The sequence below is a fragment of the Stenotrophomonas sp. CASM106 genome (assembly GCF_049384825.1).
GTDB classification, from domain to species: Bacteria; Pseudomonadota; Gammaproteobacteria; order Xanthomonadales; family Xanthomonadaceae; genus Stenotrophomonas; species Stenotrophomonas muris.
Map to the genome: position 1 here is coordinate 516,134 of NZ_JBMRFS010000004.1, position 24,603 is coordinate 540,736.

The following is a 24,603-nucleotide window of genomic DNA, read 5'->3' on the forward strand; positions in this document are numbered from 1 at the left end:
TTGCTCCCATCCCTCCGCACTCCCCGCCCAGGGATCATCGCGCCTTCATTCGACGAAGGCCTTCGCCGCGCCGTACTCCCACTGCCATGGCACGCCGGTATCACCCAGCACGAACGCCACCAGTGCCGGGAAGGTGGCCTCGGCCCGTACATCGTTGCCCAGGATCACCACGCAGCGTTTGTGCCGCTCGATGCACACCAGGGTGTTGCCGACCGCATCGTCGTGGCCGCCCTTGTAGAAGCCTGCACCCTGGGGGCCACGGAAGGTCACCACGCCCAGGCCCGCGGCCAGATCCCGGTGCTGCTGCGCAACGGGCAGCTCCGGCTGCAGCGTTGGGAACTGGCTGGCGGTGGTGATCGGCAGCTGCGGCCGCACCAGTTCCCTGCGCATTGCCGCAGACAGCCCATCGCCGCGCACATAACCGGCGGCGAAGTGGGCCATGTCGGTGATGGTGGTATCCATCGATCCTGCCGCCCGCACACGGCTGCGTTGATCGTGCGGCTCTGTATTGCCTTCGACGGTCCAGCCATCGGCCAGGTTGCCGGCGAAATCCGCGCGCCACGACATGCTGGTGCGCGCCATGCCGAAGCGATCGAACACGCGCTGCTGCATCAACGCACCCACATCCTCGCCCAGTCGCCCACGTTCGATCACGAACTGCAGCAGGATCAGGCCCTCGCCGGAATAGCCGTAGCGGCTGCCGGGCTCGAAGTGGAACTTCAACCGGCCATCCGGTTCGAGAAAGCCGAAGTTGGCAAAGCCGCTGGCGTGATTCAGCAGCTTTCGCGGCGTGAGCCGGCGCCAGCGTGCATCACTCGCCAGCACGCTGTAGTCGGCGTACTTTTTCGGTTCGGGCGGGTAGTCTGGCAGCGGCACGTCCAGAGCTGTGGCGATGCTGGCATCCAGATCGATCACCCCGTCCTGCGCCAGCTGTGCGACCAGGTGGCCGAAGGCCATCTTGGTGAGCGATGCGGCATACATCACGGTGTCGGTGCGCAGCGGCTCGCCTGCGGCGTTGCGTTCACCGTAGGCGGCCACATGCACCACCTTGCCGTCATCGATCACCGCCAGCGCCATCCCGCGCGCATGGGCCGCCTGCATCAGCCGCCGTGCTTCGGCATCGATGCGAGTGGGCGAGGGCACGGGTGGCGGCGCGGCCAGTACCGCCAGCGGGAGCAGCGTCAGCAACATCAGGGTGGCACGGCACATGCGTGGAACTCCTGGTGGGGCGCACGGTGATGCTACGCCGGGCTGCCGCTGGCGTCATCGCCAGATGTCAGCCGGCCTGCGGCCGGCGCAGGCAGATCCGCGCCGCGCCGGCACCGATGTCCACCTGGCCGCCGCGCATTGCATCGGCACCGAGGATCAGCGCCGGCCGGCCCTCCAGGCCGATCGCCTTGAACACCGGCAGTTCGCTGATGCGGACCTCCATCGACGGGTGCTGCCAGCCGCCGCCGGCCATGCCGGGCAGGGTGTACAGCCAGGTTGCCTGCTTGCCGCCGCCCAGGCCTTCGGTGCCCTTTTCACGCACCCGCACCCGCGCGTCGCTGCCGTCGGTGCGCAGCCCCAGTGCGCGGGCGGCTTCGGCGTTGAGGACGGTCTGTGCGGCACCGGTGTCGACCACGGCGATGGCGTCCACCGCGGGCGCGCCCAGTGCAAGCGTGATGAAGCCGAACTGGCGCAGGCCGCCAGTGCGGCCGGGCAGCGCATTGCGCTGGCAACCCGGTCCTTCCAGGTTCAATCCGCCGGGTGTCCACAGCGCCAGTTGATTGCGGCCGAAGTCCCAACGGGTGTCCCAGCGCCCGGTCAGATCGTTGCCGATCAAGCCGTCGATGGCTGGATCATCATCCTTCGGCAACGATGACAGATCGACGTTCATGGCTTGGGCCTGCAGCTGCCAGCTGCCCAGCTGCCAGGACGTGCTGCGCATGCGCTGCAACCGCGCCGAAGCTGCACTCGCCCCTTGCGCCTGTGATACCTCTGCATCCGCATCCTCCAGGCCATAGCGCCGCACGACCGGGCATCGACCAGCGTTGCCCCCGCGGCACTGTCGACCACGAAGCGCAGCGGTTCGGCGCGCCCGTCCAGCGAGACGGCCACCGCCGGATGACCGCCCTGCATCCACATCGGCAGGATGTGCGCGGCGGCGTTGGAGGCGAGCGCAGGCAAGGGAGCGGCGAACAGGGGCAACAGGAAGAGGCGCAAGGGAAGACTCCGCAGTGATCGTGGGTGACCATTGGCGCACGGCGGCGTATCGCCGGAATATCGGCGTTGATACCGTCCTGATACACAGGTGCTGGATACTGTCCGAATGAGTACTCCCATCCGTGTCATCGTCGTCGACGACGATGCCAGCATCCGCGACGCCATCGCCGACCACCTGCTGCTGCACGGCTACCAGGTACGCCTGGCGGCGGATGCGGCGGCACTGGACGTGCTGCTGCAGGCCGAACGACCGGACCTGATCATCCTCGACTGGATGATGCCCGGTGAGGATGGGCTGTCGGTCTGCCGCAGGCTGCAGGCGAGGGCGATCCCGATCCTGATGCTGTCGGCGATGGGGGCTGCACCGGACCGCGTGATCGGCCTGGAGATGGGCGCGGACGACTACCTGGCCAAACCCTTTGATCCGCGTGAACTGCTGGCGCGGGTACGCGCACTGCTGCGCCGTCAGGACAAGCTGCGCACGCAGGTGGCCAGCGAGCTGCGGTTTGATGGCTGGCGATTGCTGCCCGACCAGCGTCGCCTGTTCGCACCGGACGGTGCCGAGCTGGTGCTGAGTCGTGGCGAGTTTTCCCTGTTGCTGGCGCTGGCCGAACGTCCCGGGCGGGTGCTGGGGCGTGAGCAGCTGCTGCAGTTGAGTCGCGGAGAAGCCAGTGACAGCGTGGACCGTGCCATTGACCTCGCGATCAGCCGCCTGCGCCGCAAGCTCGGGCAGGCCGCGTCCGGGGCAGAAGCCCTCGTGCAGACACTGCGCGGGGAAGGGTATCGCTTCGACGCTGAGGTACAGGTGCTGTGAGCAGCCGGTGGTCGACCACTCGCTGGATCGCGATGCTGGCGCTGGCCAGCCTGCTGCTGGCAACCCTGGTCAGCGTTGCAGTGGTGGGTTGGATGCCCCGGCCCGCGCCGCCACCGATGCGGCTGGACCATGCGATGCAGGTACTGCGTGGGGAACAGGCGCCGGCGTCACTGGGATTGCGCAGGGCGACGCAGGACGCGCCCCCCCAAGGTAGCGCCAGCGACTGGCTCGCGCAGCTGGCGGCCGCGCAGATGGGCATGCCGGCCGAGGATGTACGCCTGGCATGGACGGGGCAGGGCAGGGCGCCCGATGTGCAGGTCATCGAGGGTGGCGCGGTACTGGACGCCTCCGGTCGTGCTGGCGTGCTGAAATCACAGGCCGCGCTGCTGACCGCGATGCAGTGGCCGCCGTTTGAACTGGGGATGCGCCAGGCCGACGGCCGCTGGCGGGTGGTCGGCAGCGACCATAGTGACCTGGCGGCCTGGCGCCGCCAGGTGATGCTCGCCCTGTTGGGCGGTGCGATCCTGCTGGCGCCGTTGGCGGCGTGGGCGTCGATCCGGTTGGGGCGCCCGCTGCGGCGCCTGGCCGAAGCGAGCGCACGCGTCGACCTGCAGGCCGAGTCGCCATTGCCCGACGATGGCCCACGCGAAGTGCAGATGCTGGCCGCCGCGATCAGCACCGGTCGCGAACGCCTGCGGGTCCAGGCACAGGACATGACCCATATGCTGGCGGCAGTGGCGCATGACCTGCGCACGCCCCTGACCGGCCTGCGCCTGCGCGCCGAGTTCGCTCCCGCACCACGGGCCGCCCGGATGGTGGCGGACATCGAACGCATGGACGCGATGATCGAGCAGGTGCTGGACTATGCACGCGGCGAGCTGCAGCCCTTGCAGATGCGCTCGCTGGATCTGGCTGCCCTGCTGCAGGAATGCCTGCAAGGGGCGCTGCTGCGCGGGGTCGACATTTCGCTTCAGTGCCCGGATACGCTGCCGTGGCATGGCGATGCGCTGCTGCTCCGGCGCGCGGTCGACAATCTCATCGACAACGCCGAGCGTTACGCGGGCGCCGTGGAGCTGCATGTCGCCGTGTGGGGGCATGGGGTGCAGCTGGATGTGATGGATCGCGGGCCGGGCATCGCCGAAGCTGATCGTGTCCGCCTGCTGCAACCGTTCCAGCGCAGCGAAAGCTCGCGCAGTCGCGCTACCGGTGGGACCGGGCTGGGACTGGCCATGGCCGCCAACGTGGCCAGGCGTCACGCAGGCGAACTGCAGCTGCTGCACCGCGAGGGCGGCGGGCTGATCGCGCGCCTGCTGCTGGGAAAGCTCCCCTGATATCGGCTGTGGTTTACAGATGGCGGCTATCCGGTGATATGATTAGGCGCCTAACCATATCGTGTTCGTGAGATGATCGAAGCCAAGCATCAGGCCCTGCTGGAGGAATCGCAGCGACGCGGCCACCCCAACATCGCGCAACTGCGCCTGTGCTTCCAGCTGCTCTCGTTGTCCTCGTCGATCGATCGCGACTGCGCCGCGCGGCTGGCACCGCATGGGCTCAGCGAGGGCCGCTTCATCGTGCTGTTCCTGCTGCACGGGGCCGGTGGCACGCTGCCGCCGCACCTGCTGGCCGAGCGTGCCGGCGTGACCCGTGCCACCATCAGCGGCCTGCTCGATGGCCTGCAGCGTGAAGGCCTGCTGCAGCGTCGCAGCGATGACGGGGATGGCCGCCGTCTGCAGATCGTATTGACCGCACCGGGAAAGCGCTTGGCCGAGTCGTTGTTCGAGCAGCACACGCAATGGATCAGCGGCCTGTTCGACGGCCTGGATGCGGGTGAACAGCAGCAGCTGTCGCAGCTGCTGCACAAGGTCTGGCAGCACACGGACGGTGGGCGGGAATCGGCAGCATGAGCACGCCCGTTCCTGCGCAAAGGCTGCATGCACTCAACAGTGGCAGCGCTGCTGCCACCCATCTGGCCGAATGCCTGGCCGTGGATTTCACCGCGCTGCTGCAGGTGGTGGCGCCTGCCCTTGAGCCGGAATCGCTGCAATGCATGCGCGACGCCTCAGGCAAGGGCATCACCCAGCGCATGGCGCTGGCGGCGCGGTTGCTGCACGAAGCCGGACAGGGGGAGCCTGCGCGCTGGCAGGCGCATGCGTCAGACACGGTGCGTGGCTGGGCCTGCTACCTGATCGGCGGCGAAGCCGACGCGACGCTGCCGGCCAAGCTGCAGGCGATGCGGCCACTGGCTGACGACCCGCACTTCGGCGTGCGCGAATGGGCGTGGCTGGCGCTGCGTGCCGACATTGTTGCCGCACCACTGCAGGCGCTGGAGTACCTGCAACCATGGACGCAGGAAGGATCGCCGTACCTGCGCCGCTTCGCCTGCGAAGCGCTGCGCCCGCGCGGCGTGTGGGCCACACATGTCGCGCTGTTCAAGCGGCAGCCGGAACTTGCAGAGGCGATGCTGGAAGCACTCGCCGACGACCCGGAGCGCTATGTGCAGGACTCGGTCGGCAACTGGCTCAATGATGCCGGCAAGACACAGCCGCAGTGGCTGCGTGCGCTGTGCGCGCGCTGGCAACAGCAGCACCCTGGTGATGCCAATGCCTACATCCGCAAACGCGCCATGCGCTCGCTCCGGTAGTGCCGGCCGCTGGCCGGCAACCCCCCAAACCTTCAAGGAAGAAGCAGCATGTCGCACACCTTCATCGAGCTCTATACCGCCACCCCCGCCTGGACCACGCTCCAGCCCGAGCAGCGGAATGCCTTCTTCGCCCGTATCGGTGCAGGCATGCAGCAGTTCGATCCAGTCCGCATCACACTGCTGGCGATGGGCCGCATTGCCACGGGCGTACAGCACGGCAGCGATGAGCAGTTCTATGCGGTCTGGCGCTGTGCAAGCCGCGCGGACGCCGACGCGCTGGTGGCCGGCATTGCCGCCACCGGTTGGCATCAGTACTTCGCCACCATCAACGCCGTCGGCGCAGACGATGGGATGGGGCAGCACCTTGCCGACCTGGCCGCCTTGTAGCAGCGTCTCCGGACGCGCATGGCACATGCGCCTGTCACCCGGACGCGGTAAACAGGACATTGCCCATGTCCATCCGCAGGGAAGTTGATCATGCAGAGCACGCTCCAGGTCACGCTGTTCGGCCCGCTTGGCGACAGCCCGGCATTGCAGTTGCCGGGGCGGGAAGGGCCGTCGGTGGCCATCCCGGAGGCGGCCCTGCGGCGGTTGGTCTCCGACCTCTACACCACCCGTTCCCTGCTCAATCCCGAGCAGCTGGACGAGGCCAGGCAGGAGCTGGACCGCGTGCTGGAGCGCTGGGCCGACATCCACGAAGGCCTGTTGCTGGACGTGGAAGTGCATGGCAAATGAGCAGCTTTGCGTGGCTGCTGCCGCGTGGGCAGCGCCGGCGCGCGCCTCGCTGAACCGCACCCGCGGTTGCGGATGAAACATTTTGCACTGCGCAAAAGCTGTGCTATCAATACACCCCATGAACGCAGCCGCCACCCGCTTTTACTGGTATTACTTTCCGAAGCCACTGGCGGAGGAAGGACTGCGCTCACCCTGAAGAAAGCTTCAGACGCATTCCCGAAAGCCGCCAGCGAACCTGGCGGCTTTTTTCATGCCGCCACGCTGGGGACCCCCAACGTTCCGGAGATCTCCTGCAATGCCCCCGCACACCGACGACCTGCGCATCCGCACCATCGAACCGCTGACACCGCCTGCCCAGCTGCTGGCGATGCTGCCCTGTGACGATGAAGCCTCCGACACCGTCAGCGCCTCGCGCGCGGCCCTGCACCAGATCCTGCACGGCCGTGACGACCGCCTGGCAGTGGTGGTGGGCCCGTGCTCGATCCACGACCCGAAGGCCGCCATCGAATACGCCCAGCGCCTGAAGCCGCTGCGCGACGCGCTGGCCGGCGAACTGGAAATCGTCATGCGTGTGTACTTCGAGAAGCCGCGCACCACGGTGGGCTGGAAGGGCCTGATCAACGACCCGGACCTGGACGGCAGCTTCCGGATCGACAAGGGCCTGCGCATTGCCCGCGGCCTGCTGCGCGACATCAACAAGCTCGGCCTGCCGGCCGGTGTCGAATTCCTCGATGTGATCTCGCCGCAGTACATCGCCGACCTGGTGGCGTGGGGCGCGATCGGCGCGCGTACCACCGAAAGCCAGGTGCATCGTGAGCTTGCCTCGGGGCTGTCGTGCCCGGTCGGCTTCAAGAACGGCACCGATGGCAACGTGAAGATCGCCGCTGACGCGGTGGGTGCGGCGTCCAATCCGCATCACTTCCTGTCGGTCACCAAGCAGGGCGGCACCGCCATCGTGTCGACCACCGGCAATCCGGATTGCCATGTGATCCTGCGTGGCGGCAAGCAGCCGAACTACGACGCCGGCAGCGTCGCCGACGCCTGCCAGGTGCTGGCCAAGGCCAAGCTGCCGACGCGCCTGATGATCGACGCCAGCCACGCCAACAGCCTGAAAAACCCCGAGAACCAGCCGAAGGTGATCGAGGACATCGCTGTTCAGCTGGAAGACGGCGAACAGCGCATCGTTGGCGTGATGATCGAGAGCCATCTGGTCGGTGGCCGCCAGGAACTGGTGGAAGGCCAGCCGCTGGTCTACGGGCAGAGCATCACCGATGGCTGCATCGACTGGGACACCACCGTGACGGTGCTGGAGCGTCTGGCTGCGGCCGTGCGCGCCCGTCGCGACGTGAAGGTGTCCGAAGCAGCCTGATGGAAGCCGCCTGAGTGCGGCACGTGTGTGGATGGCGGCCAGCGCCTGCGGGGGTGCGGCCGCGATCAGGGCCGGTCGGAGTTGGAGGCCGGCCCATCTGCACCGGCGATGCGCCTGGCGCTGCGCATGAGCGACAGCGCCAGGTACATCGCCGGGGTGGTGATACCGCTTCCTGTAGCGTCGAGCCATGCCCGACCTGCGCGCGAAGCGCGTTGGTTTCCTGCAAAGAGCAGTCGAGCATGGCTCGACTTTACGAAGAGGCTCAATGCACTTCGTCGTGGTAGACGAACTTCGGCATTTCCCAGCGGTAGTGGATCGCCAGCAGGCGCAATGCGAAGCCGCCGCCAAGGCAGCACAGGATTGCGGTGGCATCGGCCACGCCCCAGTGCAGCAGCAACAGATAGGCCGCGCCGGTCAGCAGCGCGATGATCGCGTACAGCTCCTTCTGGAAGATGAGTGGCACCTCGTTGCAGAGGATGTCGCGCAGCACCCCGCCGAACGCGCCGGTCAGCATGCCGGCGATCAGCACGATCGGCATCGCATGGCCGGATTCGCGCGCGATCGAGCAGCCGATCAGGGTGAAGGCGATCAGGCCCAGCCCGTCGAGCACCAGGAAGGTGCGGCGGAAGTGATGCATCCAGCGCGCCACCCAGGTGGCGATCAGCGCCGCGCATACGGTGAAGCCCAGGTACTCGGGGTGCTTCACCCAGCCCAGCGGGTAGTGGCCGAGCAGGATGTCGCGCAGTGAACCACCCCCGAGGGCGGTGACGCAGGCGATCATGACCACGCCGAACAGGTCCATGCGGCGGCGGCCGGCGGACAGTGCGCCGGTCATGGCTTCGGCGGAAATGGCGATCAGGTAGATGATGGACAGCAGCATGGGACAGGCTCCGGGCGCGGTGGGGCCGGCCATGCGCGACCACCGCCACTGCCTGCGCAATGACGGGATGACGATGACCGGTGCCGCTCCCGCTGTCCTTTTGCCTGAGAGTTCAGCGGCATGGGCCGCGTGCCCCTTCGGCGGATCGTCCCGGGCATGCCCGGTGACCTCTCTCCAGCTCGGCGAGTCGAATGCATGGTTGGTGGGATTCCAGCCCACCGGCCTGAGCGATCATGGGAGCCTGCGCCTTCGGCGGGCGCCAGCGCGGCGCCTCTCTCCTGCATTCGGTCGCCAGTATATCCGCTGCAGTGCAGCACGGCATAATCCAGGCATGGCCCCATCCCTCCGCCCGTGGTTCCTGTACCTGCTCGAATGCCGCGATGGCAGCTATTACGCCGGCATCAGCACCGATGTGGAGGCGCGTTTCGCCGCCCACCAGGCCGGCAAGGGCGCGCGCTACACCCGGGCCCGGCCGCCGCTGCGCGTGCTGGCCGTGCGCGAATACCCGGACCGGGCCGCCGCCTCGCGGGCCGAGTGGCAACTCAAGCAGCAGCCCCGCGAACGCAAGCTGGCCTGGCTGCAGGCAACGGATCCTGCGCTTCTGTAGAGCCGAGCCCACGCTCGGCTGTTGTTCCGTCTGCCCGATGCGGGAGCCGAGCATGGGCTCGGCTCTACAGTAGATCCACGTCATGCGTGGATGGGGCATTCGGCCCATGCGATGATCCGCCCGCGCCCAGAGCCGGAGACCCGGATGTCCACGATTGCCCTGCTGTTCGCGCTTTCCGCAGCAACGAGCCCTGCCGCCGACCCCGCCACGATCGCGGCCATCGAAGCCACCTGCCACGACTACGTCGATGGCCAGCTGGAGGCCGATCCGCAGCGCGTCGCCCGTTCGCTGCACCCGGACCTGGCCAAGCGCGCTGTGCTCGGTGATACGCCAGACGAGCGCCTGGGCCTGCGCCGGATGTCGAAGGAGGAGCTGGTCTCGCTGACGAAACAGGGCGCGCTGAAGACCCCGAAGGATCAATGGGATCGTCGCTGCACGGTGCTGGACGTGACCGGCAACGCGGCCTCGGTGCGGCTGGAAACCCCGTGGTTCGTCGACTACTTCCACATGGGGCGCTTCGACCAGCGCTGGGTCATCGTCAACGCGCTGTGGTACCCGAAACCGAAGGCGCAGTGAGCGATGCGTGCCGCCGGTAACGCATGGATCTCCGTCGTCGTGCTGGTCGCCGGTGTCGCGCTGCTGCCTGGCCTGCTGTATCTGCTCGGGCTGGCATTGGTAGACGGTCGGCCGAAGCCGGCCGAACGCACACCCAGTGGTGTGGCTGCATGCAGCGGTGAACCACGGGCGGGATACCAGCCGATGAATCCCTGGCACTTCACCGCCCAGTTCTTCGACAAGGACAGCATGAAGAACAAGGTGCCTGAAGTGGAGCGGGAGGCCTTCTGTATTGCCCGGCGCCACCTGTGGCGGCAACCTCGGCGCGGCATGCTGCGCTGGCATCTCAGCAGCACCGCGTTGGCGATCTGGATCACCCGGCATTGGAGTACCGCGCAGATTGCGGACACCGCGAGGAAGGAGGACTTCTGCCGGAAGTAGATCCACGCCATGCGTGGATGGCGCTCCATGTTTGTTGACGGGGTCAGAGCCCTTTCCCGCGGAAAGGGATCCGACCCCTGTTGCGTGCGGCCTTACCGCCTCGGCCGCCGGTCGTCCTGGTCATCACCGAAGATGATGCGCGCGCTGCGCTGGTAGCTCCAGTACGCGACCGCCCAGTTCAGCAGCACCACGATGCGGTTGCGGAAGCCGATCAGGAAGAACACGTGCGCGGCCAGCCAGAACCACCAGGCCAGCACGCCGGAGAGCTGCAGCCGGCCCAGGTGCACGATCGCGGCCATGCGGCCAATGGTGGCGAGGTTGCCGTAGTCGGCGTACTTGAACGGCCCCGGTGCCGCCTTGCCATGCAGGCGCGCGCGGACCACCTCGGCCACGTACTTGCCCATCTGCTTGGCCGCGGGCGCCACGCCGGGAACCGGCTTGCCGTCGGCCTGGCTCAGTGCGGCCAGGTCGCCGGCCACGAACAGCTCCGGGTGATCGGGCAGGGTCAGGTCCGGCTGCACCTGCACGCGGCCGGCGCGGTCCAGCGGCACGTCCAGCGTGCGCGCCAGTGGTGAAGCGGCCACGCCGGCGGCCCAGACCACGGTGCGGGCCGGCACGAACTGCTCACCGAGCTTGAAGCCCTGGCTGTCGATGTCGCTCACCGGGGTACCGGTCAGCACTTCCACGCCCAGCTTTTCCAGCTGGCGGCGCGCCTTCAGCGAAAGCACTTCCGGGAACGAGGACAGCACGCGCGGCCCAGCCTCGACCAGCCGCACCTTGGCGCTGGCCGGATCGATGTGGCGGAATTCGTTGCGCAGCGTGTGGCGCGCGATCTCGGCCAGCGTGCCGGCCAGTTCGACGCCGGTGGGACCACCACCGACGATGGCGAAACTCAGCCACGCCGCCTTCCTGGCCGGGTCCGGTTCGGCCTCGGCGCGTTCGAACGCCAGCAGCAGCTTGCGGCGCAGTGCAATGGCATCGTCCAGCGTTTTCAGGCCAGGGGCATCATCGGCCCACTGGTCGTTGCCGAAGTAGGCGTGGGTAGCGCCGGTGGCCAGCAGCAGGCTGTCGTAGTCCAGCGTGCTGCCATCGGCCATGCCGATCTGCCGTGCCTGCTTGTCGATGGCGACCACTTCGCCGAGGCGGACTTCCACGTTGCGCTGGTGGCCGAGGATGTGGCGCAGCGGTGCGGCTATATCCGGCGCGGACAGGCCGGCGGTGGCCACCTGGTACAGCAGCGGCTGGAACAGGTGATGGTTGCGGCGGTCGACCAGGGTGATGCGTATGCGCTCGCGAGCCAGGGCACGGGTGGCCCAGAGACCGGCAAAACCGCCGCCGACAACGACCAGGTGGGGAACGCGCTCGCGACTCATCGACTCACTCCAGTGGGGGCATTGGGGGAAGCGCCTGGCATCTTCGCACGGCGGCCACCTGTCACGTCAGCGCCCGCGTGGATCGGCGATACTCGGGTTCAGGCAACCGCCCGCGAGGAATCCATGAGCGAACCGGAAAAGCGCATCGCCCTGTTGATCGACGCCGACAATGCGCCGGCCTCGAAGATCGACGAGGTCCTGGCCGAAGTCGCCCGCTATGGCGTGGCCAACGTGCGCCGTGCCTACGGCAACTGGAAGAGCCCGCGGTTGAAGGGCTGGGAAGCGGTGCTGCACGAGTATGCGATCCGCCCGATCCAGCAGTTCGCCTACAGCAAGGGCAAGAATGCGTCGGACATGGCGATGGTGATCGATGCCATGGACCTGCTGTACGCGCGCAACCTTGATGGCTTCGCCATCGTGTCGAGCGATGCCGATTTCACCCCGATGGTGATGCGCCTGCTGACCGACGGCGTGAAGGTGTATGGCTTCGGCGAAAAGAAGACGCCGGAACCGTTCGTCAACGCGTGCTCGAAGTTCACCTACCTGGAAGCGCTGGGCCAGACCCACGCCAGCGTGCCGGATGCCGAGCAGGCATCGAGCGAACAGGCATCGAACGAGCCCGTCGCCAATGATGATGCACGCCCGCGCAAGAGCGGGGCGGAGATGCGCAGCGACACCCGGCTGGTGAAGATGCTGCGCCGCGCGGTGTCCTCGGCCGAGGGCGAGGATGGCTGGTCGCACCTGGGGCCGGTCGGCAGCCAGATCGGCAACCAGGCCTCGTTCGATCCGCGCAACTATGGCTACGGCAAACTCAGCGATCTGCTGGCGGCGATCGGCCTGTTCGAGCTGAAGAAGGACGGCAAGTCGTCCTACGTGCGCGCGCTGCCAAAAAAGAACCGGTAGTGCCGGAAAAAGAACCGGTAGTGCCGGCCGCTGGCCGGCATGCTGTAGATGCCCGATCCCGCATCCGGCACGCACATCTCCACTCCAATCAGGCGTATCGTTGCCGCTCGCATTGCCAGCAAGGAAAACCCGCATGTTGAAGATCTGGGGCCGCCGCAATTCCAGCAACGTCCGCAAGGTGCTGTGGTGTGCCGAGGAGATCGGCCTGCCGTACGAATCCATCGAAGTCGGCGGCAGCCATGGCGGCACGCAGACGCCAGAGTACCAGGCGATGAATCCCAACGGCCTGGTGCCGGTGATCGAGGACCACGGCCTGCCGCTGTGGGAATCGAACACCATCGTGCGTTACCTGAGCGCGCGCTATGCGCTGGGCACGCTGTACGCCGAGGACCCGATGGAGCGCGCGCAGGCCGAGAAGTGGATGGACTGGAGCACCTCGCGGATGGCGCCGCTGTACAGCGACCTGGTCTGGGGCATCATGCGCACCGCGCCGGCCGACCGTGACGAAGCGCGCATCAGCGCGGCCATCGTCCGTGCCGGTGACTACCTGGCGATGGCCGATGCCACCCTGGCCACGCAGCCATGGCTGTCGGGCGGGACGTTCGCCATGGGCGACATTCCGCTCGGCTCGCTGGTGTACGCCTGGTATGAACTGCCGATCCAGCGCCCGGACCTGCCGCACCTGGCCGAGTGGTATGCGCGCCTGCGTGAGCGACCGGCCTACCAGCGCGGCGTGATGTCGCCGCTGACGTAAGCGAAGGCGTCCGGGGTCAGAACCCTTTTCTGCGAAAAGGGATCCGACCCCAGGGCATCGGGGTCGGATCCCACTCGACGGGTGGGCTCTGACCCTTCAATAAAGATCCGTTGGATCCACATCCAGCGACCAGCGCACCTTGCGTGCTTCCGGCAGCGCGTACAGCTGCGGAACCAGTTGCGAAAGCACGCCATGCAGAGGCGGCCGCTGCACCGCAGACAGCAGCAGCTGCGTGCGCTGGTAACCGGCCCGCCGTGGCATCGGCGCCGGCATCGGCCCGTAGGCCTCGACCACGTTCTGTTCGCCCAGCAGGTGCCGGGCCGCCAGCAGGAATGCATTGGCATGCTCCACCTGCTGCGCTTCGGCGCGCATCAGCGTCAGATGCGCGAAGGGCGGGAATCCGGCCGCCTGGCGCTGGTTCAACTCGGCTTGCGCGAACGGATGGTAGCCACCGCTCACCAGGGTTTCCAGCAGCGGGTGCCCGGGGTGATGGGTCTGCAGCCAGACCTCGCCCGGGTCGCGTGCACGTCCCGCGCGGCCGGCCACCTGGATCAGCTGCTGCGCCAGTTTTTCGCTGGCGCGGAAGTCGGCCGAGAACAGGCCCTCATCGATACCCACCACCACCACCAGGGTCAGCTTGGGCAGGTCGTGGCCCTTGGCCAGGATCTGTGTGCCGACCAGGATGCCGGGCTGGTCGCCCAGTTTCGCCAGCTGCTGTTCCAGCGCGTCGCGCCGTGAGGTGGTGCCGCGGTCGATGCGCACCACCGGGAAGTCGGCGAAGGCCGCAGTGAGATGTTCTTCCAGGCGTTCGGTACCGATGCCCTGCGGTTGCAGTGCCAGGCTGCCGCAGGCCGGACATGCCAGCGGCGCCGGTTGCCGCGCGCCGCAGTGGTGGCACTGCAGGCGACGACCGCCACCATGCACGGTCATCGGCGCATCGCAGCGCTGGCATGGCGCGGTCCAGCCGCAGTCGTGGCACAGCAGCACCGGTGCGTAGCCGCGGCGGTTCTTGAACACCAGCACCTGCTGGCCACGCTGCAGATGCTCCCCGATGCCGGCCAGCACATCGGCCGAGAGGCCGTCATGCAGCGGGCGCTTGCGTACATCGAGGATGCGCACGCGCGGTGGCCGCGCATCGCCGGCGCGCTGTTTCAGGCGCAGGTGGGTGTAACGCCCGGCGTAGGCGTTGTGCAGGGTTTCCAGCGAGGGCGTGGCACTGCCCAGCAACACCGGAACGCCCAGCGACTTGGCCCGGACCAGGGCGAAATCGCGCGCGTGGTAACGGATGCCGTCCTGCTGCTTGTAGCTGCCGTCGTGTTCCTCGTCGACGATCAGCAGGCCGGCCTGGGGCAGCGGCGTGAACACCGCTGAGCGGGTGCCGACGATGACGCGCGCTTCGCCGCGTGAGGCCGCTGCCCAGACGCGCGCGCGCTCGTTGTCGTTCAACCCCGAGTGCAGCGCATGCACGGCGATGCCGAGGCGGCCACGGAAGCGTGCCAGGGTCTGCGGGGTCAGGCCGATTTCCGGCACCAGCACCAGCGCCTGCCTGCCCTGCGCCAGGCAATGGATGATCGCCTGCAGGTAGACCTCGGTCTTGCCGCTGCCGGTCACGCCATCCAGCAGGAACGGCTGGAAGCCGTCGGCGGCATTGATCGCGGCCACCGCCTCGGCCTGGTCCGGGTTGAGCGTGGGACCGGGCAGTGGCTGCGCGTGTTGGGGGGCCACGCTCAGCGCAACCCGCTCGGCCAGCCCGCGCTTGGCCAGGCTGCGCGCGGCGGTGCGCCAGTCCTGCATGCGTTCGCCCAGCACGTCCTCATCCACGATGGCTTCGGCCAGCAGCTCGGCCAGTTGCCGTGGACGGCTGCCGGCGCGCAGCTTTTCACGCTGGGCGTGGCCTTCGGTGGTCAGCTGCCAACCCCAGTGGTGTGTGTCGGGCAGGACCTCGCCATGGCGCAGCGGGCCGGGCAGGGCGGTGCTCAGCACCTCGCCCAGTGGCGCATGGGTGTAGCGCGCCAGCCATTGCAGGCTCTGCCACAGCTCCCCCTGCAGCAGCGGCTGCGGGTCGCACCAGGCCAGGGCCTGGCGCAGTCCCTGGCCGTCGTCGGTCTGGCCGTGCCCTGCCACCACACCGACCAGCTCCCGGTTGCCGAACGGCACCTTCAGGCGGCAGCCGACCGCGAGCGCCGGGGCATCGCCCTCCGGCGACAGGTAGTCGAACAGGCGGGGCAGGGGGACAGGCAGGGCGACCTGCAGGGTCGGAATCGGTGAAAGCATCGGGCCAGTGTAACGGGCCATGCGCGCGCGAATGGCAGCAGCGGGAGCGGCGGGGCGGCGCCCGTTGAATCATAAATGTCACCTAAATATCGGTGTCCATTGGAGATTCAGTCTTATCCACATGTTCTGTGGATAACGTTGTGCGTTAACGGCCATCGGAAACGTAGAAGGCCGATGGCGACGGCCTCACGCTTGGGTTGGTCAAAAAATCGCCACACAACAAAGGACAATAAAATCAATACCTTAAGTGTGAAACAATGCTGAAACAGAGTGAATTCAGCCCGAAGCCACAGTTTTCGCCGGAGGGGGCGTGGTGCTGTGCACAACCTGCAGCACGAAGTGCCTGTGGGCGCAAGTCCTACGGGCGTCGATGGCCTGCCGCTATCATGCCGGCAGACCTTTGGAGTGACCGATGACGGCTGTGCCCGCCCCTGTTTCCTCGACCGCGGCCGGCGCGCTGTCGGCGTTCCTGCGTGGCGTCGAGCGCCGTGCCCTGGTGGTCGCTGAACTGCAGTGCGGCGATGCCGCGCGCGCCGAGCAGACCCTGGTGGCGGTGATGCGCGCCTTTGCCGCAGTGGCCAGCGACCTGCCGATGGCGCAGTGGCCGACCCGCTTCTGGACCCTTCTGGGCCAGCGCCAGGCGCTGCGCGAGCCGGTGGGCGGGCAGTGGCTGCCGCCGTTGGCCGTGCTGGGCGCGATGCCGCCGCTGCCGCGCCTTGCGCTGCTGCTGCGGGTGGGTGGCAGCCTGGACGAGGGCATCGCCATGCGCGTGCTCGACCAGGACGAGGCCGGCTACCAGAACCTGCTGGCCGACGCCTGCCCGCGTGACGCCCACGGCCAGCCGGATGCCTCGGCCTGGCGCCAGTTGGCCGAACAGGTGCAGGCGCGTATCCGTGAGTTGCCGGCCGCGCGCCTGCAGCAGCTGCAGCAACCCGCCGCCGCGACCGCCCACAACGAAGCCCCGACCCCGAGCTGGCGCGCACCGCAGCGCGATGAGCGGGCGGCCGCCAATGGCAAGCGCCGTCGCACGAACGCCAAGCCACGTTGGCGCGGTCCGCTGATCCTGCTGGCGACCGTGGCGGTACTGTTGGCCGCAGCGCTGGGCTGGCGCCACTGGCAGGGGCATTCCTTCGGCAGTGATGCACCGCTGCCGGAGGGAGTGGTGGGCGAAGCCGGTCCGGTGACGGTGGAAGCCCTGCCACCCAGCAAGGTCAACGCCACGCCGGATGCGACCACGGCCCAGGCCACGGACGACGCAGCGATGCTGGCCGATCGTGACTACCCGCTGGTCGCCGATGCCGACCTGTACGCGTGGACTGCCGCGGGCGGCCCGCTGCCGGTGGATGAATCGCAATCCAGGCCGAGCCGGCCGGAGCCGGCCAGTGCCACGCTGGAAACCGCTGCTGCCGATGAATAAGTCCGTGTTCGCCAGCCTGCTGCTGGCCCTGCCGTTGTCGCTGTCTGCCGCGCCGCAATCGTTGAACGTGCCGTTGCCGCCACCGACGTCGCCGGCCACGCCGGTGGCTTCGCCAGCACCGTCGACGGCAGCACCCTCTGGCTTCGCCCAGCTCGATGCGCAGCAGCAGCGCCAGCGCCGCGCCGACTACGCCGCCTGGCGCGCGCTGCCGGAAGGAGAGCGCGAGCGCATCCGCCAGGCGGCTGCGCGATTCAATGCGCTGCCTGCGGACCAGCAGCAGCGCCTGCGCCAACAGTTCCGCGACCAGGACCAGGCGTTCCGCGACGGGTGGCGGCTGGGCCCGCAACTGGGCCTGGAATTCCCCAAGCTGCATGGCTTGTTCGGCTTCGTGCCGCCGGAACAGCGCGAGACCGCGCTGGCCGTACTGCGCCAGCTCAGCCCGGCGCAGCTGGCCCAGCTGACTCTGGTCGCGCAGCGCACGCCACCGCAGGAACGCGACGCAGTGCGCAGCGCCTTCCTCGCCGTGCCCGCCGCCGAGCGCGACAGCTGGCTCAAGCGCCAGGCCGGCCAGTAAAAAAGGGGACGGAGGGGATTAAGTCGCATCCGGCACTAGTGGGCCTGAAACGACTTAATCCCCTCCGTCCCCTTTTTGTGTGGGGCGGCTGAAACCCAGCATTCACGCCACGTCATGGGAATGCTGGCGCCGCCCGCGTAAGATGGGCGCCCGCAACCCGGTGCCTGTGCCCTTCGCGCGCAACCGCAGTTCGCGTCAAGCACCTTATGTCTACTGCAACCTCCACGCCGCGCTTCAGCAAGGAAGTCGGCGCCACCGGTCTGCTCGCCCTGCCGCTTGTGCTGGGCCATGTGTCCACCGGTCTGATCTCCTTCGTCGACAACGTGATTGCCGGCCACCACGCCACGGCCACACTGGCCGCCGTCACCATCGGTACGGCGCTGCTGTGGCTGCCGATGCTGATTCCGATCGGCACCCTGATCTCGCTCACCGCCTCGGTGTCGCAGCTGCATGGCGCCGGCCGCGAGCGCGAGATCGGCCCGCTGTTCCGCCAGGCACTGTGGCTGGCCTTGGGGCTGGGCCTGATCATGTTCACCTTCCTCACCGTGGTGCCGCCGCTGCTGCCGTCGTTCGGCATCGCGCCGGACATCGTGCCGGGGGCGACCGCGTTCCTGCATGCGGTGCGCTGGGGCGGACCTGCGCTGACCCTGTACTTCTGCATGCGCTATCTCAGTGAAGGCATGCACTGGACGCTGCCGACCATGCTGCTCGGCTTCGGTGGCCTGCTGGTGCTGGCACCGATGGGCTATGTGCTGGCCAACGGCAAGCTCGGCTTCCCGGAAATGGGCGCCGAAGGCCTGGGCATCGCCTCGGCGGTGATGATGTGGCTGCAGGCAATCGCCTTCGCCACCTACCTGTGGTTCACCAGGCGCTTCGCCCATCTGCAGCTGTTCTCGCATTTCGAAGGGCCGCGCTGGAAGGCGATCTGGGACTTGCTGCGCACCGGCCTGCCGATCGGCATCACCGTGCTGATGGAGGGCGGCCTGTTCATCGTCACCGCGCTGCTGATCGGCCGCCTTGGTGCCAACGAAGCCGCTGCGCACCAGATCGCGATCAATGTCGCGCAGCTGTGCTTCATGATCCCGATGGGCGTGGCCGAGGCCACCACCGTGCGCGTCGGCCATGCGGTCGGCCGTGGTGACGGCTTCGGCGTGCGGCGTGCGGCCTGGGCCGGTTACGCGATCATCATGGGCACGCAGACGTTGTCGGCGGCGGTGCTGCTGTTCGGCCACGATGCCATCGTCGGTGTGTACACCAACGACCTGGCGGTGGCCGGCCTGGCCTCGACCCTGCTGCTGTACGCGGCCACCTTCCAGTTCCCGGACGGCATCCAGGTGCTGTCGGCCGGCGCGCTGCGCGGCCTGAAGGACACCCGCGTGCCGATGTTCATCGCCATGTTCGCGTACTGGGGCCTGGGCATGCCGCTCGGCGCCGGGCTCGGCCTGGGGCTGGGCATGGGCCCGCAGGGCATGTGGATCGGCCTGATCGTCGGCTTGACCGCCGCTGCCATCCTGATGGGCTGGCGCCTGCGCCGCAGCAGCCAGCGCATCGGGCAATCCGCGCTGTCCTGATCTTCCCGCCCGCCACGTTCACCCGTGACGGGCGATCCCCTGACTTGTGTCCGATGCTGCATCACGCGGCACCGGCTATGCTGGTACCACGGCAAGAAGCCATCCGGAGCGTTCCATGAATCAACCCGTGCCCCCGCTGCCCCCGGCGCGTCGCAACCCCGTCGCCAGTTTCTTCATCGGGCTGTGGGACGTCATGAACTTCACCCGCCGGTTGATCCTCAACCTGGTGTTCTTCGGCCTGCTGTTCCTGCTGCTGGTGATGTTCGTCATCGCCGCCGGCATGGGTGCCGGTGCCAGCAAGTCGCTGCAGGACCGCACGACGCTCGTGATCGCGCCGGAAGGCCGCCTGGTCGAGCAGTTCAGCGCCGACCCGGTCAGCCGCGCGCTGGCCAAGGCGGTGGGTGACAACGGCGCCGAGGAGATCCAGCTGCGCGATCTGCTGCGGGTGATCGAGTCGGCCAAGGAAGACAAGAAGATCGAACGCGTGGTGCTGGAGCTGGACAAGCTGCAGCCGTCCGGTTTCGCCTCGCTGCGTGAGGTGGCCGCCGCGCTGCAGGACCTGCGCGCCTCCGGCAAGCAGCTGGTGGCCTACAGCGAGAGCATGGGCCAGTCGCAGTACCTGCTGGCCGCGCAGGCCGACGAGGTCTACCTGGACCCGATGGGTTCGGTCGTGCTCGAAGGCCTCGGCCGCTACCGCCAGTACTTCCGCACCGGCCTGCAGGACAAGCTGGGCGTGGACGTGCACCTGTTCAAGGTGGGCGAGTACAAGTCCGCGGCCGAGCCGTACGTGCTCGACGCGGCGTCGCCGGCCTCCAAGGAAGCCGACCTGTTCTGGATGAACGACGTGTGGCAGCGCTACCTGGGCGACATCGCCAAGGCCCGCCGCCTGGATCCGGCACAGCTGGCCGCCGGCATCGACACCCTGCCGGAAGGCATCGCTGCCGCCGGTGGTGACCTGGCCAAGTTCGCCCTGCAGCAGAAGCTGGTGACCGCGCTGAAGACCCGCGAGGAATTCGAGGATCTGATGATCGAGCGCGGCGTGGCCGACGAGGATGCCGACGGTGGTTTCCGCAACGTTGACTTCGGCCGCTACCTGGCCCTGCTCGACGCGCGCCGCAACCCGGTGGACTCGCGTCCGCAGGTGGCCGTGGTGGTGGCCGCCGGCGAAATCAGTGGCGGTGACCTGCCGGCCGGCCGCATCGGTGGCGAGTCGACCTCGGCGCTGCTGCGTGCCGCGCGCGACGACGACAACGTGAAGTCGGTGGTGCTGCGGGTGGATTCGCCGGGCGGTGAAGTGTTCGCCTCCGAGCAGATCCGTCGTGAAGTGGTAGCCCTGCAGGCCGCTGGCAAGCCGGTCGTGGTGTCGATGGGGGATCTGGCCGCTTCCGGTGGCTACTGGATCAGCATGAACGCCGATCGCATCTATGCCGATCCGTCGACCATCACCGGTTCGATCGGCATCTTCGGCATGGTGCCGAACTTCAGCCGCGCGCTGGACAAGATCGGCGTGCACACCGACGGTGTCGGCACCACCCGCTTCGCCGGCGCCTTCGATGTCACCCGCCCGATGGACCCCGCCGTGGGCCAGGTCATCCAGACGGTGATCAACAAGGGCTACGCGGACTTCACCGGCCGTGTCGCCGACGCCCGCAAGAAGCCGGTCGAGGCCGTGGACGAGGTCGCCCGTGGCCGCGTGTGGAGCGGTGCACAGGCCAAGGAACGCGGCCTGGTCGACGCCTTCGGTGGCCTGAAGGACGCGGTGGCCGATGCGGCCAGCCGCGCCAAGCTGGGCAAGGCCGATGCCTATCGCGTGCGCTACATCGAGAAGGCAGCCACGCCGTTCGCACAGTTCGTCAGCGGTTTCGCCGGCAGCCGTGCCGGCGCTTGGATGCTGTCCGACTCGGGCATGGCGCGGATGGTGCTGGCGCGCACGATGCCGGAAGTGGATACGCAGCTGCGCTTTGTAGAGAACGCGGCGCGCGAGAAGGGCAACGGCACGCCGGTGAAGGCGCTGGCCTACTGCTTCTGCGGGTTCTGATCGGCAACGGTACCGAATGAAAACGCCCGGCCTTGGCCGGGCGTTTTCGTTGGTGGGGTCGGATCCCTTTGCCCCGCAAAGGGCTCTGACCCCACAGGTCACTGCGTCGCGTCGGCCTCGGCCTTGCGTTCGCGTGCGGCGGCCTCTTCCACCGCTTTCTGCGCGCCCTTGGCGCGGTCCAGCGGTTCCTGCATCGCACGCGACATCGCTTTGGGCACCGGTGGCTTCTCCGGGTTCGGCGTCGGCGGCCGCTGGCAGGCCATCAGCAGCACGCCGGCCAGCAGGGACGAGAACAGGGTCAGGATGCGCATGGCGGCTCTCCGCGGTGGGCGTATGGCAAGTGTCGCATCCCCGGCCGAGCGCTGCCGTGAGCGCGTATCCTTGCGGCATCGAAACACAGCGGGCGCGGCCCCGGAGGACTCATGACCCAGCAACGGTGGCGCCTGGACGGCCAGACGGCCCTGATCACGGGTGCCAGCGCCGGTATTGGCCTGGCCATTGCGCACGAACTGGCTGGCCTCGGCGCCGACCTGATGATCGTCGGCCGCGACATCGACATGCTGGAAACGGCGCGCGACGAACTGCTGGATGTCTATCCGCAGCACCAGGTGCACGCGCTGGCGGCCGATGTCTCCGATGACGAGGACCGTCGGCAGATCCTGGACTGGGTGGAAGATCACAGCGATGGCCTGCACATCCTGGTCAACAATGCCGGTGGCAACGTCACCAAGGCGGCCACGGAATATTCCGAGGACGAATGGCGCAAGATCTTCGAGACCAACCTGTTCTCGGCCTTCGAGCTGTCGCGCTACGCGCATCCGCTGCTGGCCCGGCACGCGTCGTCGTCGATCGTCAATGTCGGCAGCGTGTCCGGGCTGACCCATGTGCGCAGTGGCGTGGTCTATGGCATGACCAAGGCGGCGATGCACCAGATGACCCGCAACCTGGCCGTCGAGTGGGCCGAGGATGGCATCCGGGTCAACGCGGTGGCGCCCTGGTACATCCGCACGCGGCGCACGTCCGGTCCGTTGTCGGACCCGGACTACTACGAGGAAGTGATCAACCGCACGCCGATGCGCCGCATCGGCGAGCCGGAGGAAGTGGCCGCAGCCGTCGGCTTCCTGTGCCTGCCGGCGGCCAGCTATGTCACCGGCGAATGCATCGCGGTGGATGGCGGCTTCCTGCGCTACGGGTTCTGATCTTCCAAAAGGTAGTGCCGGCCGCTGGCCGGCAACTGGAATCATTTGAAGATCCTGCGATTGCCGGCCAGCGGCCGGCACTACCGGGTGGCTGTCACCCCGGTACCGGGCAGTTGCTGGCCTCCAGCACGCCCTGCAGCCGTTCGCGTTCCCCACGGGCGTTGTCGCGGTTTTCCGGCGAGGCGAACCGCTCACGGCCACGTGCGTCGCGGAAGCGTTGCTGCCAGCTGCTGCAGCGCTGCACGTCCGGCAGTTCCTCGCAGCGGTCGCGCACCACTTCGCAGCCGGCGGCATTGACCGGCGTGGCGCCGCCCAGTCCCTGCACGGTCATCAGTTCGCAGCGCCCGGGGGCGGCTTCGTATTCGTGAAGGTAGCCACCGCCCTGGCTGTCGGTGCACTGGAAGATCGGTGGCAGCGGCGGCTTCGGCGGCGCATTGCTGTCCGGCGCGGCATCGGCCTGGCGCGGCAGCGATGCACTGTCGAGTATCAGATCGCCGCCTTCGCGTTCGACCATGCCAGCTTCCATGATCGTGCGTCCTTCGCCGGGGCGACGAGGCGCGGGTGTGGGAACGGACGGCGCAGTGGCCGCGGCCGGTCCGGGCGCGGCCGGCACGGGTGCCGCTGAGGCCGGCGCCGGCGGAGCACTGGCCGGCACCCTCACCACCTGCTGCTTGCTGCCGGCAGGGCAGGGCGTGCGTTGCAGGGTGGGCACATCGCTGCTGCTGGAGGTACAACGGTAGATCACCCCGTCGTCGGCCAACGCGTTGCCGGCGAACAGGCCCAGGGCCAGCCAGATCAGGTTCTTCATGCGCACAGCGTACATGCCCCGGCAGGCATCGCGCTCAGCGTTCGCAGTCCCGCGACAGGCGCGCGTCGATGCCGCGCTGTTCATTGCTGATGGCGGTGCGCTCACTCTGCAGCGCGCTGTTGTAACGGCGGTCCAGTTCCCAGCGGCGGTCACGCAGGCGCGCACAGACGTCCTGCGGCGGCAGCGCATGGCAGCTGTCACGGACCAGCACGCTGCCGGCCGGCACCTGCACGCCGACGCCCACCGCAGGCGGCCGGTAGCCTGTGCCTTCACCGATCGGCGCACCGACCGGCGTGCCGAAGCCCGGGCGTGGACCGGGATGGACCGCGCCGTGGTGCCCGTGCGGGAGCCACACGCTGGTCCACAACGGGACCCAGCGCGGATTGCCCTCGTTGCTGTCGCTGGTGTAGCGGCGACCGTCGTCGCTCACGCACTCGTACAACGGTTGTGGCGGCTGGATGTAGACGTGGCGGACTTCGCGATCGCGCATCACCGGAACCTCGCTGGGCGCCGCGGGAGGGGCGTCACTGCGCACCACCCGGGGTGCCGGATCGCGCGGGCGCTGCAGGTCACGCACCTCCTGCCGGCCGCTGCTGCAGGGCCTGTCCTGCAGGGCCACGGCGCCATTGCTGGCGACGCAGCGGTAGACGCGCACGTCCTCGGCGGCTGGTGCGGTCCATGGCAGCAGCAGGCACAGGCCCAGGGCGGTGCGCAGCAGGTTCATGGCGGCAGGGTGCGTGATTGTGCGTGGCAGTGCAATCGTCCGCTCAGGAGCGCAGCACGTTGCCGCTGAGCGCGTCGCGGATCGGGGTGGGCTGGGCCAGGCCGCCGGTTTCGCCATCGAGGATGCCATCGAGCAGGCGCAGCAGGCGTGGATCCAGCTCGGCACGGCTGCGTGCCGGTGGTTCACCGGCCAGGTTGGCGCTGGTGGAGACGAGGGGCCCCCCCCAGGCGCGGCACAGGGCGGCGACCAGCGGGTGCGCGCTGATGCGCACGGCGATGCCGCTGTGCTCGCCGGTAATCCAGGGCTGGGCGCGCGGACCGGCCGGCAGGATCCAGGTGTTGGCACCCGGCCAGCTGGCCAGCACCGCGCGCTGTCGGGCATCGGGCAACGCCTGCAGGCGCACCCAGCCCTCCAGCTGCGACAATTCGGCGGCGACCAGGATCATGCCCTTCTCGATCGGGCGCTGCTTCAGCCGCAGCACCATGTGCACCGCCGCCTCATGCGAGGGATCACAGCCCAGGCCCCAGACCGCTTCGGTCGGATAGGCGATCACGCCGCCGGCGCGGAGCGTGGCGACAGCAGAGTCCAGGGTGAGTTCTTTCATGGCGGCGACCGGCCCGACGTGGGCCCCCATTATCCCCCTGCGGCGTGCAGAAGGGGTGGACCCTGGCCCGGTAGTGGGGGGCCGGGGGGGGGGGGGGGGGGGGGGGGGGGGGGGGGG

The 24,603-nt window shown here is 68.3% G+C and carries 25 protein-coding genes, 1 pseudogene and 2 riboswitches; of the genes and pseudogenes, 17 read left to right on the forward strand and 9 right to left on the reverse strand.

All coding sequences use genetic code 11. The features are described 5' to 3' along the window. Positions 1-45 precede the first annotated feature (45 nt). Positions 46-1,209, reverse strand: coding sequence for a serine hydrolase domain-containing protein (locus tag VG556_RS12955; RefSeq protein WP_069117774.1), 1,164 nt, complete (start codon positions 1,207-1,209; stop codon positions 46-48). Between the two features lie 67 nt (positions 1,210-1,276). Then, positions 1,277-2,127 (reverse strand): annotated as a pseudogene (locus VG556_RS12960) (retropepsin-like aspartic protease). A 184-nt stretch (positions 2,128-2,311) separates the two neighbouring features. Between VG556_RS12960 and VG556_RS12965 the strand changes: the two are divergent. The 7 genes from VG556_RS12965 to VG556_RS12995 all read left to right on the forward strand — a co-directional run bounded on the left by VG556_RS12965 (position 2,312) and on the right by VG556_RS12995 (position 7,764). Then, a complete protein-coding gene (locus VG556_RS12965; RefSeq protein WP_014648590.1) occupies positions 2,312-3,019 on the forward strand; it encodes a response regulator transcription factor in 708 nt (235 codons plus the stop codon). A gap of 32 nt (positions 3,020-3,051) precedes the next feature. Further along, positions 3,052-4,350, forward strand: coding sequence for a sensor histidine kinase (locus tag VG556_RS12970; RefSeq protein WP_100450683.1), 1,299 nt, complete (start codon positions 3,052-3,054; stop codon positions 4,348-4,350). Positions 4,351-4,422: 72 nt separating this feature from the next. Then, positions 4,423-4,923 carry a MarR family winged helix-turn-helix transcriptional regulator gene (locus VG556_RS12975; protein WP_423179991.1) on the forward strand — a complete coding sequence of 167 codons (501 nt, stop codon included), beginning with the start codon at positions 4,423-4,425 and terminating at the stop codon, positions 4,921-4,923. Beyond that, the gene (locus VG556_RS12980) at positions 4,920-5,660 is read left to right on the forward strand and encodes a DNA alkylation repair protein (protein ID WP_049408673.1); all 741 of its coding nucleotides are present in this window, start codon (positions 4,920-4,922) and stop codon (positions 5,658-5,660) included. The genes VG556_RS12975 and VG556_RS12980 overlap by 4 nt, the downstream gene beginning before the upstream one ends. Positions 5,661-5,708: 48 nt before the next feature. Continuing rightward, complete coding sequence (locus tag VG556_RS12985; RefSeq protein WP_100450682.1) at positions 5,709-6,047, forward strand: DUF6616 family protein; 339 nt, start codon at positions 5,709-5,711, stop codon at positions 6,045-6,047. 90 nt (positions 6,048-6,137) lie between these two features. Further along, positions 6,138-6,395, forward strand: coding sequence for a hypothetical protein (locus VG556_RS12990; RefSeq protein WP_014648585.1), 258 nt, complete (start codon positions 6,138-6,140; stop codon positions 6,393-6,395). A gap of 295 nt (positions 6,396-6,690) precedes the next feature. Further along, complete coding sequence (locus tag VG556_RS12995) at positions 6,691-7,764, forward strand: 3-deoxy-7-phosphoheptulonate synthase (protein WP_014038657.1); 1,074 nt, start codon at positions 6,691-6,693, stop codon at positions 7,762-7,764. Positions 7,765-8,026: 262 nt separating this feature from the next. On the opposite strand, the gene VG556_RS13000 is transcribed toward VG556_RS12995, so the two are convergent. Next, complete coding sequence (locus VG556_RS13000) at positions 8,027-8,644, reverse strand: trimeric intracellular cation channel family protein (protein WP_100450680.1); 618 nt, start codon at positions 8,642-8,644, stop codon at positions 8,027-8,029. An 82-nt stretch (positions 8,645-8,726) separates the two neighbouring features. Beyond that, a riboswitch (glycine riboswitch) is annotated at positions 8,727-8,832 on the reverse strand. Positions 8,833-8,845: 13 nt separating this feature from the next. Further along, positions 8,846-8,935: riboswitch (glycine riboswitch) on the reverse strand. Positions 8,936-8,975: 40 nt separating this feature from the next. Here VG556_RS13000 and VG556_RS13005 point away from each other — a divergent pair. The 3 genes from VG556_RS13005 (at position 8,976) to VG556_RS13015 (ending at position 10,247) form a co-directional block, all read left to right on the forward strand. Beyond that, on the forward strand, positions 8,976-9,251 hold the full coding sequence (locus VG556_RS13005) for a GIY-YIG nuclease family protein (RefSeq protein WP_014648583.1): 276 nt from the start codon (positions 8,976-8,978) through the stop codon (positions 9,249-9,251). Between the two features lie 144 nt (positions 9,252-9,395). Next, positions 9,396-9,827, forward strand: a complete 432-nt coding sequence (locus tag VG556_RS13010) for a nuclear transport factor 2 family protein (protein ID WP_100450679.1) — start codon at positions 9,396-9,398, stop codon at positions 9,825-9,827. 3 nt (positions 9,828-9,830) lie between these two features. Then, entirely contained in the window at positions 9,831-10,247 is a 417-nt protein-coding gene (locus VG556_RS13015) for a hypothetical protein (RefSeq protein WP_100450678.1), read from the forward strand. A gap of 92 nt (positions 10,248-10,339) precedes the next feature. Here VG556_RS13015 and VG556_RS13020 read toward each other — a convergent pair whose 3' ends face one another. Continuing rightward, positions 10,340-11,620 (reverse strand): NAD(P)/FAD-dependent oxidoreductase, encoded by a 1,281-nt coding sequence (locus tag VG556_RS13020; RefSeq protein ID WP_100450677.1) that lies wholly within the window; start codon positions 11,618-11,620, stop codon positions 10,340-10,342. Between the two features lie 123 nt (positions 11,621-11,743). Here VG556_RS13020 and VG556_RS13025 point away from each other — a divergent pair, with 123 nt between their 5' ends. Then, complete coding sequence (locus VG556_RS13025; RefSeq protein ID WP_014648580.1) at positions 11,744-12,523, forward strand: NYN domain-containing protein; 780 nt, start codon at positions 11,744-11,746, stop codon at positions 12,521-12,523. 133 nt (positions 12,524-12,656) lie between these two features. After that, a complete protein-coding gene (locus VG556_RS13030; RefSeq protein WP_014648579.1) occupies positions 12,657-13,277 on the forward strand; it encodes a glutathione S-transferase family protein in 621 nt (206 codons plus the stop codon). Positions 13,278-13,373: 96 nt separating this feature from the next. On the opposite strand, the gene VG556_RS13035 is transcribed toward VG556_RS13030, so the two are convergent. Beyond that, entirely contained in the window at positions 13,374-15,551 is a 2,178-nt protein-coding gene (locus VG556_RS13035) for a primosomal protein N' (RefSeq protein ID WP_100450923.1), read from the reverse strand. A 412-nt stretch (positions 15,552-15,963) separates the two neighbouring features. On the opposite strand from VG556_RS13035, the gene VG556_RS13040 reads away from it, so the two are divergent. The 4 genes from VG556_RS13040 to sppA all read left to right on the forward strand — a co-directional run bounded on the left by VG556_RS13040 (position 15,964) and on the right by sppA (position 21,151). After that, entirely contained in the window at positions 15,964-16,968 is a 1,005-nt protein-coding gene (locus tag VG556_RS13040) for a hypothetical protein (RefSeq protein ID WP_100450676.1), read from the forward strand. After that, entirely contained in the window at positions 16,961-17,542 is a 582-nt protein-coding gene (locus tag VG556_RS13045; protein ID WP_032958258.1) for a DUF3106 domain-containing protein, read from the forward strand. The genes VG556_RS13040 and VG556_RS13045 overlap by 8 nt, the downstream gene beginning before the upstream one ends. A gap of 206 nt (positions 17,543-17,748) precedes the next feature. Beyond that, the gene (locus tag VG556_RS13050; RefSeq protein WP_046432753.1) at positions 17,749-19,113 is read left to right on the forward strand and encodes an MATE family efflux transporter; all 1,365 of its coding nucleotides are present in this window, start codon (positions 17,749-17,751) and stop codon (positions 19,111-19,113) included. A 115-nt stretch (positions 19,114-19,228) separates the two neighbouring features. Further along, complete coding sequence (gene sppA / locus VG556_RS13055; protein WP_100450675.1) at positions 19,229-21,151, forward strand: signal peptide peptidase SppA; 1,923 nt, start codon at positions 19,229-19,231, stop codon at positions 21,149-21,151. A 98-nt stretch (positions 21,152-21,249) separates the two neighbouring features. Here sppA and VG556_RS13060 read toward each other — a convergent pair whose 3' ends face one another. Then, positions 21,250-21,462 carry a hypothetical protein gene (locus tag VG556_RS13060; protein ID WP_014648573.1) on the reverse strand — a complete coding sequence of 71 codons (213 nt, stop codon included), beginning with the start codon at positions 21,460-21,462 and terminating at the stop codon, positions 21,250-21,252. Between the two features lie 111 nt (positions 21,463-21,573). Here VG556_RS13060 and VG556_RS13065 point away from each other — a divergent pair, with 111 nt between their 5' ends. After that, on the forward strand, positions 21,574-22,350 hold the full coding sequence (locus tag VG556_RS13065) for an SDR family oxidoreductase (protein WP_014038643.1): 777 nt from the start codon (positions 21,574-21,576) through the stop codon (positions 22,348-22,350). 94 nt (positions 22,351-22,444) lie between these two features. On the opposite strand, the gene VG556_RS13070 is transcribed toward VG556_RS13065, so the two are convergent. From VG556_RS13070 to VG556_RS13080, 3 genes are read right to left on the reverse strand one after another with little or no spacing between them, the layout of a single operon-like run. Beyond that, a complete protein-coding gene (locus VG556_RS13070; protein ID WP_100450922.1) occupies positions 22,445-23,158 on the reverse strand; it encodes a hypothetical protein in 714 nt (237 codons plus the stop codon). A 34-nt stretch (positions 23,159-23,192) separates the two neighbouring features. Further along, on the reverse strand, positions 23,193-23,882 hold the full coding sequence (locus tag VG556_RS13075) for a hypothetical protein (RefSeq protein ID WP_014648571.1): 690 nt from the start codon (positions 23,880-23,882) through the stop codon (positions 23,193-23,195). 43 nt (positions 23,883-23,925) lie between these two features. After that, positions 23,926-24,516, reverse strand: coding sequence for a Sua5/YciO/YrdC/YwlC family protein (locus VG556_RS13080; RefSeq protein WP_080053022.1), 591 nt, complete (start codon positions 24,514-24,516; stop codon positions 23,926-23,928). Positions 24,517-24,603 lie beyond the last annotated feature (87 nt).

Bases quoted from the DNA above. Each gene is read 5' to 3' on its own strand.
- VG556_RS12955 (WP_069117774.1), bottom strand. From the start codon at position 1,209: ATGTGCCGTGCCACCCTGATGTTGCTGACGCTGCTCCCGCTGGCGGTA.
- VG556_RS12965 (WP_014648590.1), top strand. From the start codon at position 2,312: ATGAGTACTCCCATCCGTGTCATCGTCGTCGACGACGATGCCAGCATC.
- VG556_RS12970 (WP_100450683.1), top strand. From the start codon at position 3,052: ATGCTGGCGCTGGCCAGCCTGCTGCTGGCAACCCTGGTCAGCGTTGCA.
- VG556_RS12975 (WP_423179991.1), top strand. From the start codon at position 4,423: ATGATCGAAGCCAAGCATCAGGCCCTGCTGGAGGAATCGCAGCGACGC.
- VG556_RS12980 (WP_049408673.1), top strand. From the start codon at position 4,920: ATGAGCACGCCCGTTCCTGCGCAAAGGCTGCATGCACTCAACAGTGGC.
- VG556_RS12985 (WP_100450682.1), top strand. From the start codon at position 5,709: ATGTCGCACACCTTCATCGAGCTCTATACCGCCACCCCCGCCTGGACC.
- VG556_RS12990 (WP_014648585.1), top strand. From the start codon at position 6,138: ATGCAGAGCACGCTCCAGGTCACGCTGTTCGGCCCGCTTGGCGACAGC.
- VG556_RS12995 (WP_014038657.1), top strand. From the start codon at position 6,691: ATGCCCCCGCACACCGACGACCTGCGCATCCGCACCATCGAACCGCTG.
- VG556_RS13000 (WP_100450680.1), bottom strand. From the start codon at position 8,644: ATGCTGCTGTCCATCATCTACCTGATCGCCATTTCCGCCGAAGCCATG.
- VG556_RS13005 (WP_014648583.1), top strand. From the start codon at position 8,976: ATGGCCCCATCCCTCCGCCCGTGGTTCCTGTACCTGCTCGAATGCCGC.
- VG556_RS13010 (WP_100450679.1), top strand. From the start codon at position 9,396: ATGTCCACGATTGCCCTGCTGTTCGCGCTTTCCGCAGCAACGAGCCCT.
- VG556_RS13015 (WP_100450678.1), top strand. From the start codon at position 9,831: ATGCGTGCCGCCGGTAACGCATGGATCTCCGTCGTCGTGCTGGTCGCC.
- VG556_RS13020 (WP_100450677.1), bottom strand. From the start codon at position 11,620: ATGAGTCGCGAGCGCGTTCCCCACCTGGTCGTTGTCGGCGGCGGTTTT.
- VG556_RS13025 (WP_014648580.1), top strand. From the start codon at position 11,744: ATGAGCGAACCGGAAAAGCGCATCGCCCTGTTGATCGACGCCGACAAT.
- VG556_RS13030 (WP_014648579.1), top strand. From the start codon at position 12,657: ATGTTGAAGATCTGGGGCCGCCGCAATTCCAGCAACGTCCGCAAGGTG.
- VG556_RS13035 (WP_100450923.1), bottom strand. From the start codon at position 15,551: ATGCTTTCACCGATTCCGACCCTGCAGGTCGCCCTGCCTGTCCCCCTG.
- VG556_RS13040 (WP_100450676.1), top strand. From the start codon at position 15,964: ATGACGGCTGTGCCCGCCCCTGTTTCCTCGACCGCGGCCGGCGCGCTG.
- VG556_RS13045 (WP_032958258.1), top strand. From the start codon at position 16,961: ATGAATAAGTCCGTGTTCGCCAGCCTGCTGCTGGCCCTGCCGTTGTCG.
- VG556_RS13050 (WP_046432753.1), top strand. From the start codon at position 17,749: ATGTCTACTGCAACCTCCACGCCGCGCTTCAGCAAGGAAGTCGGCGCC.
- sppA (WP_100450675.1), top strand. From the start codon at position 19,229: ATGAATCAACCCGTGCCCCCGCTGCCCCCGGCGCGTCGCAACCCCGTC.
- VG556_RS13060 (WP_014648573.1), bottom strand. From the start codon at position 21,462: ATGCGCATCCTGACCCTGTTCTCGTCCCTGCTGGCCGGCGTGCTGCTG.
- VG556_RS13065 (WP_014038643.1), top strand. From the start codon at position 21,574: ATGACCCAGCAACGGTGGCGCCTGGACGGCCAGACGGCCCTGATCACG.
- VG556_RS13070 (WP_100450922.1), bottom strand. From the start codon at position 23,158: ATGAAGAACCTGATCTGGCTGGCCCTGGGCCTGTTCGCCGGCAACGCG.
- VG556_RS13075 (WP_014648571.1), bottom strand. From the start codon at position 23,882: ATGAACCTGCTGCGCACCGCCCTGGGCCTGTGCCTGCTGCTGCCATGG.
- VG556_RS13080 (WP_080053022.1), bottom strand. From the start codon at position 24,516: ATGGGGGCCCACGTCGGGCCGGTCGCCGCCATGAAAGAACTCACCCTG.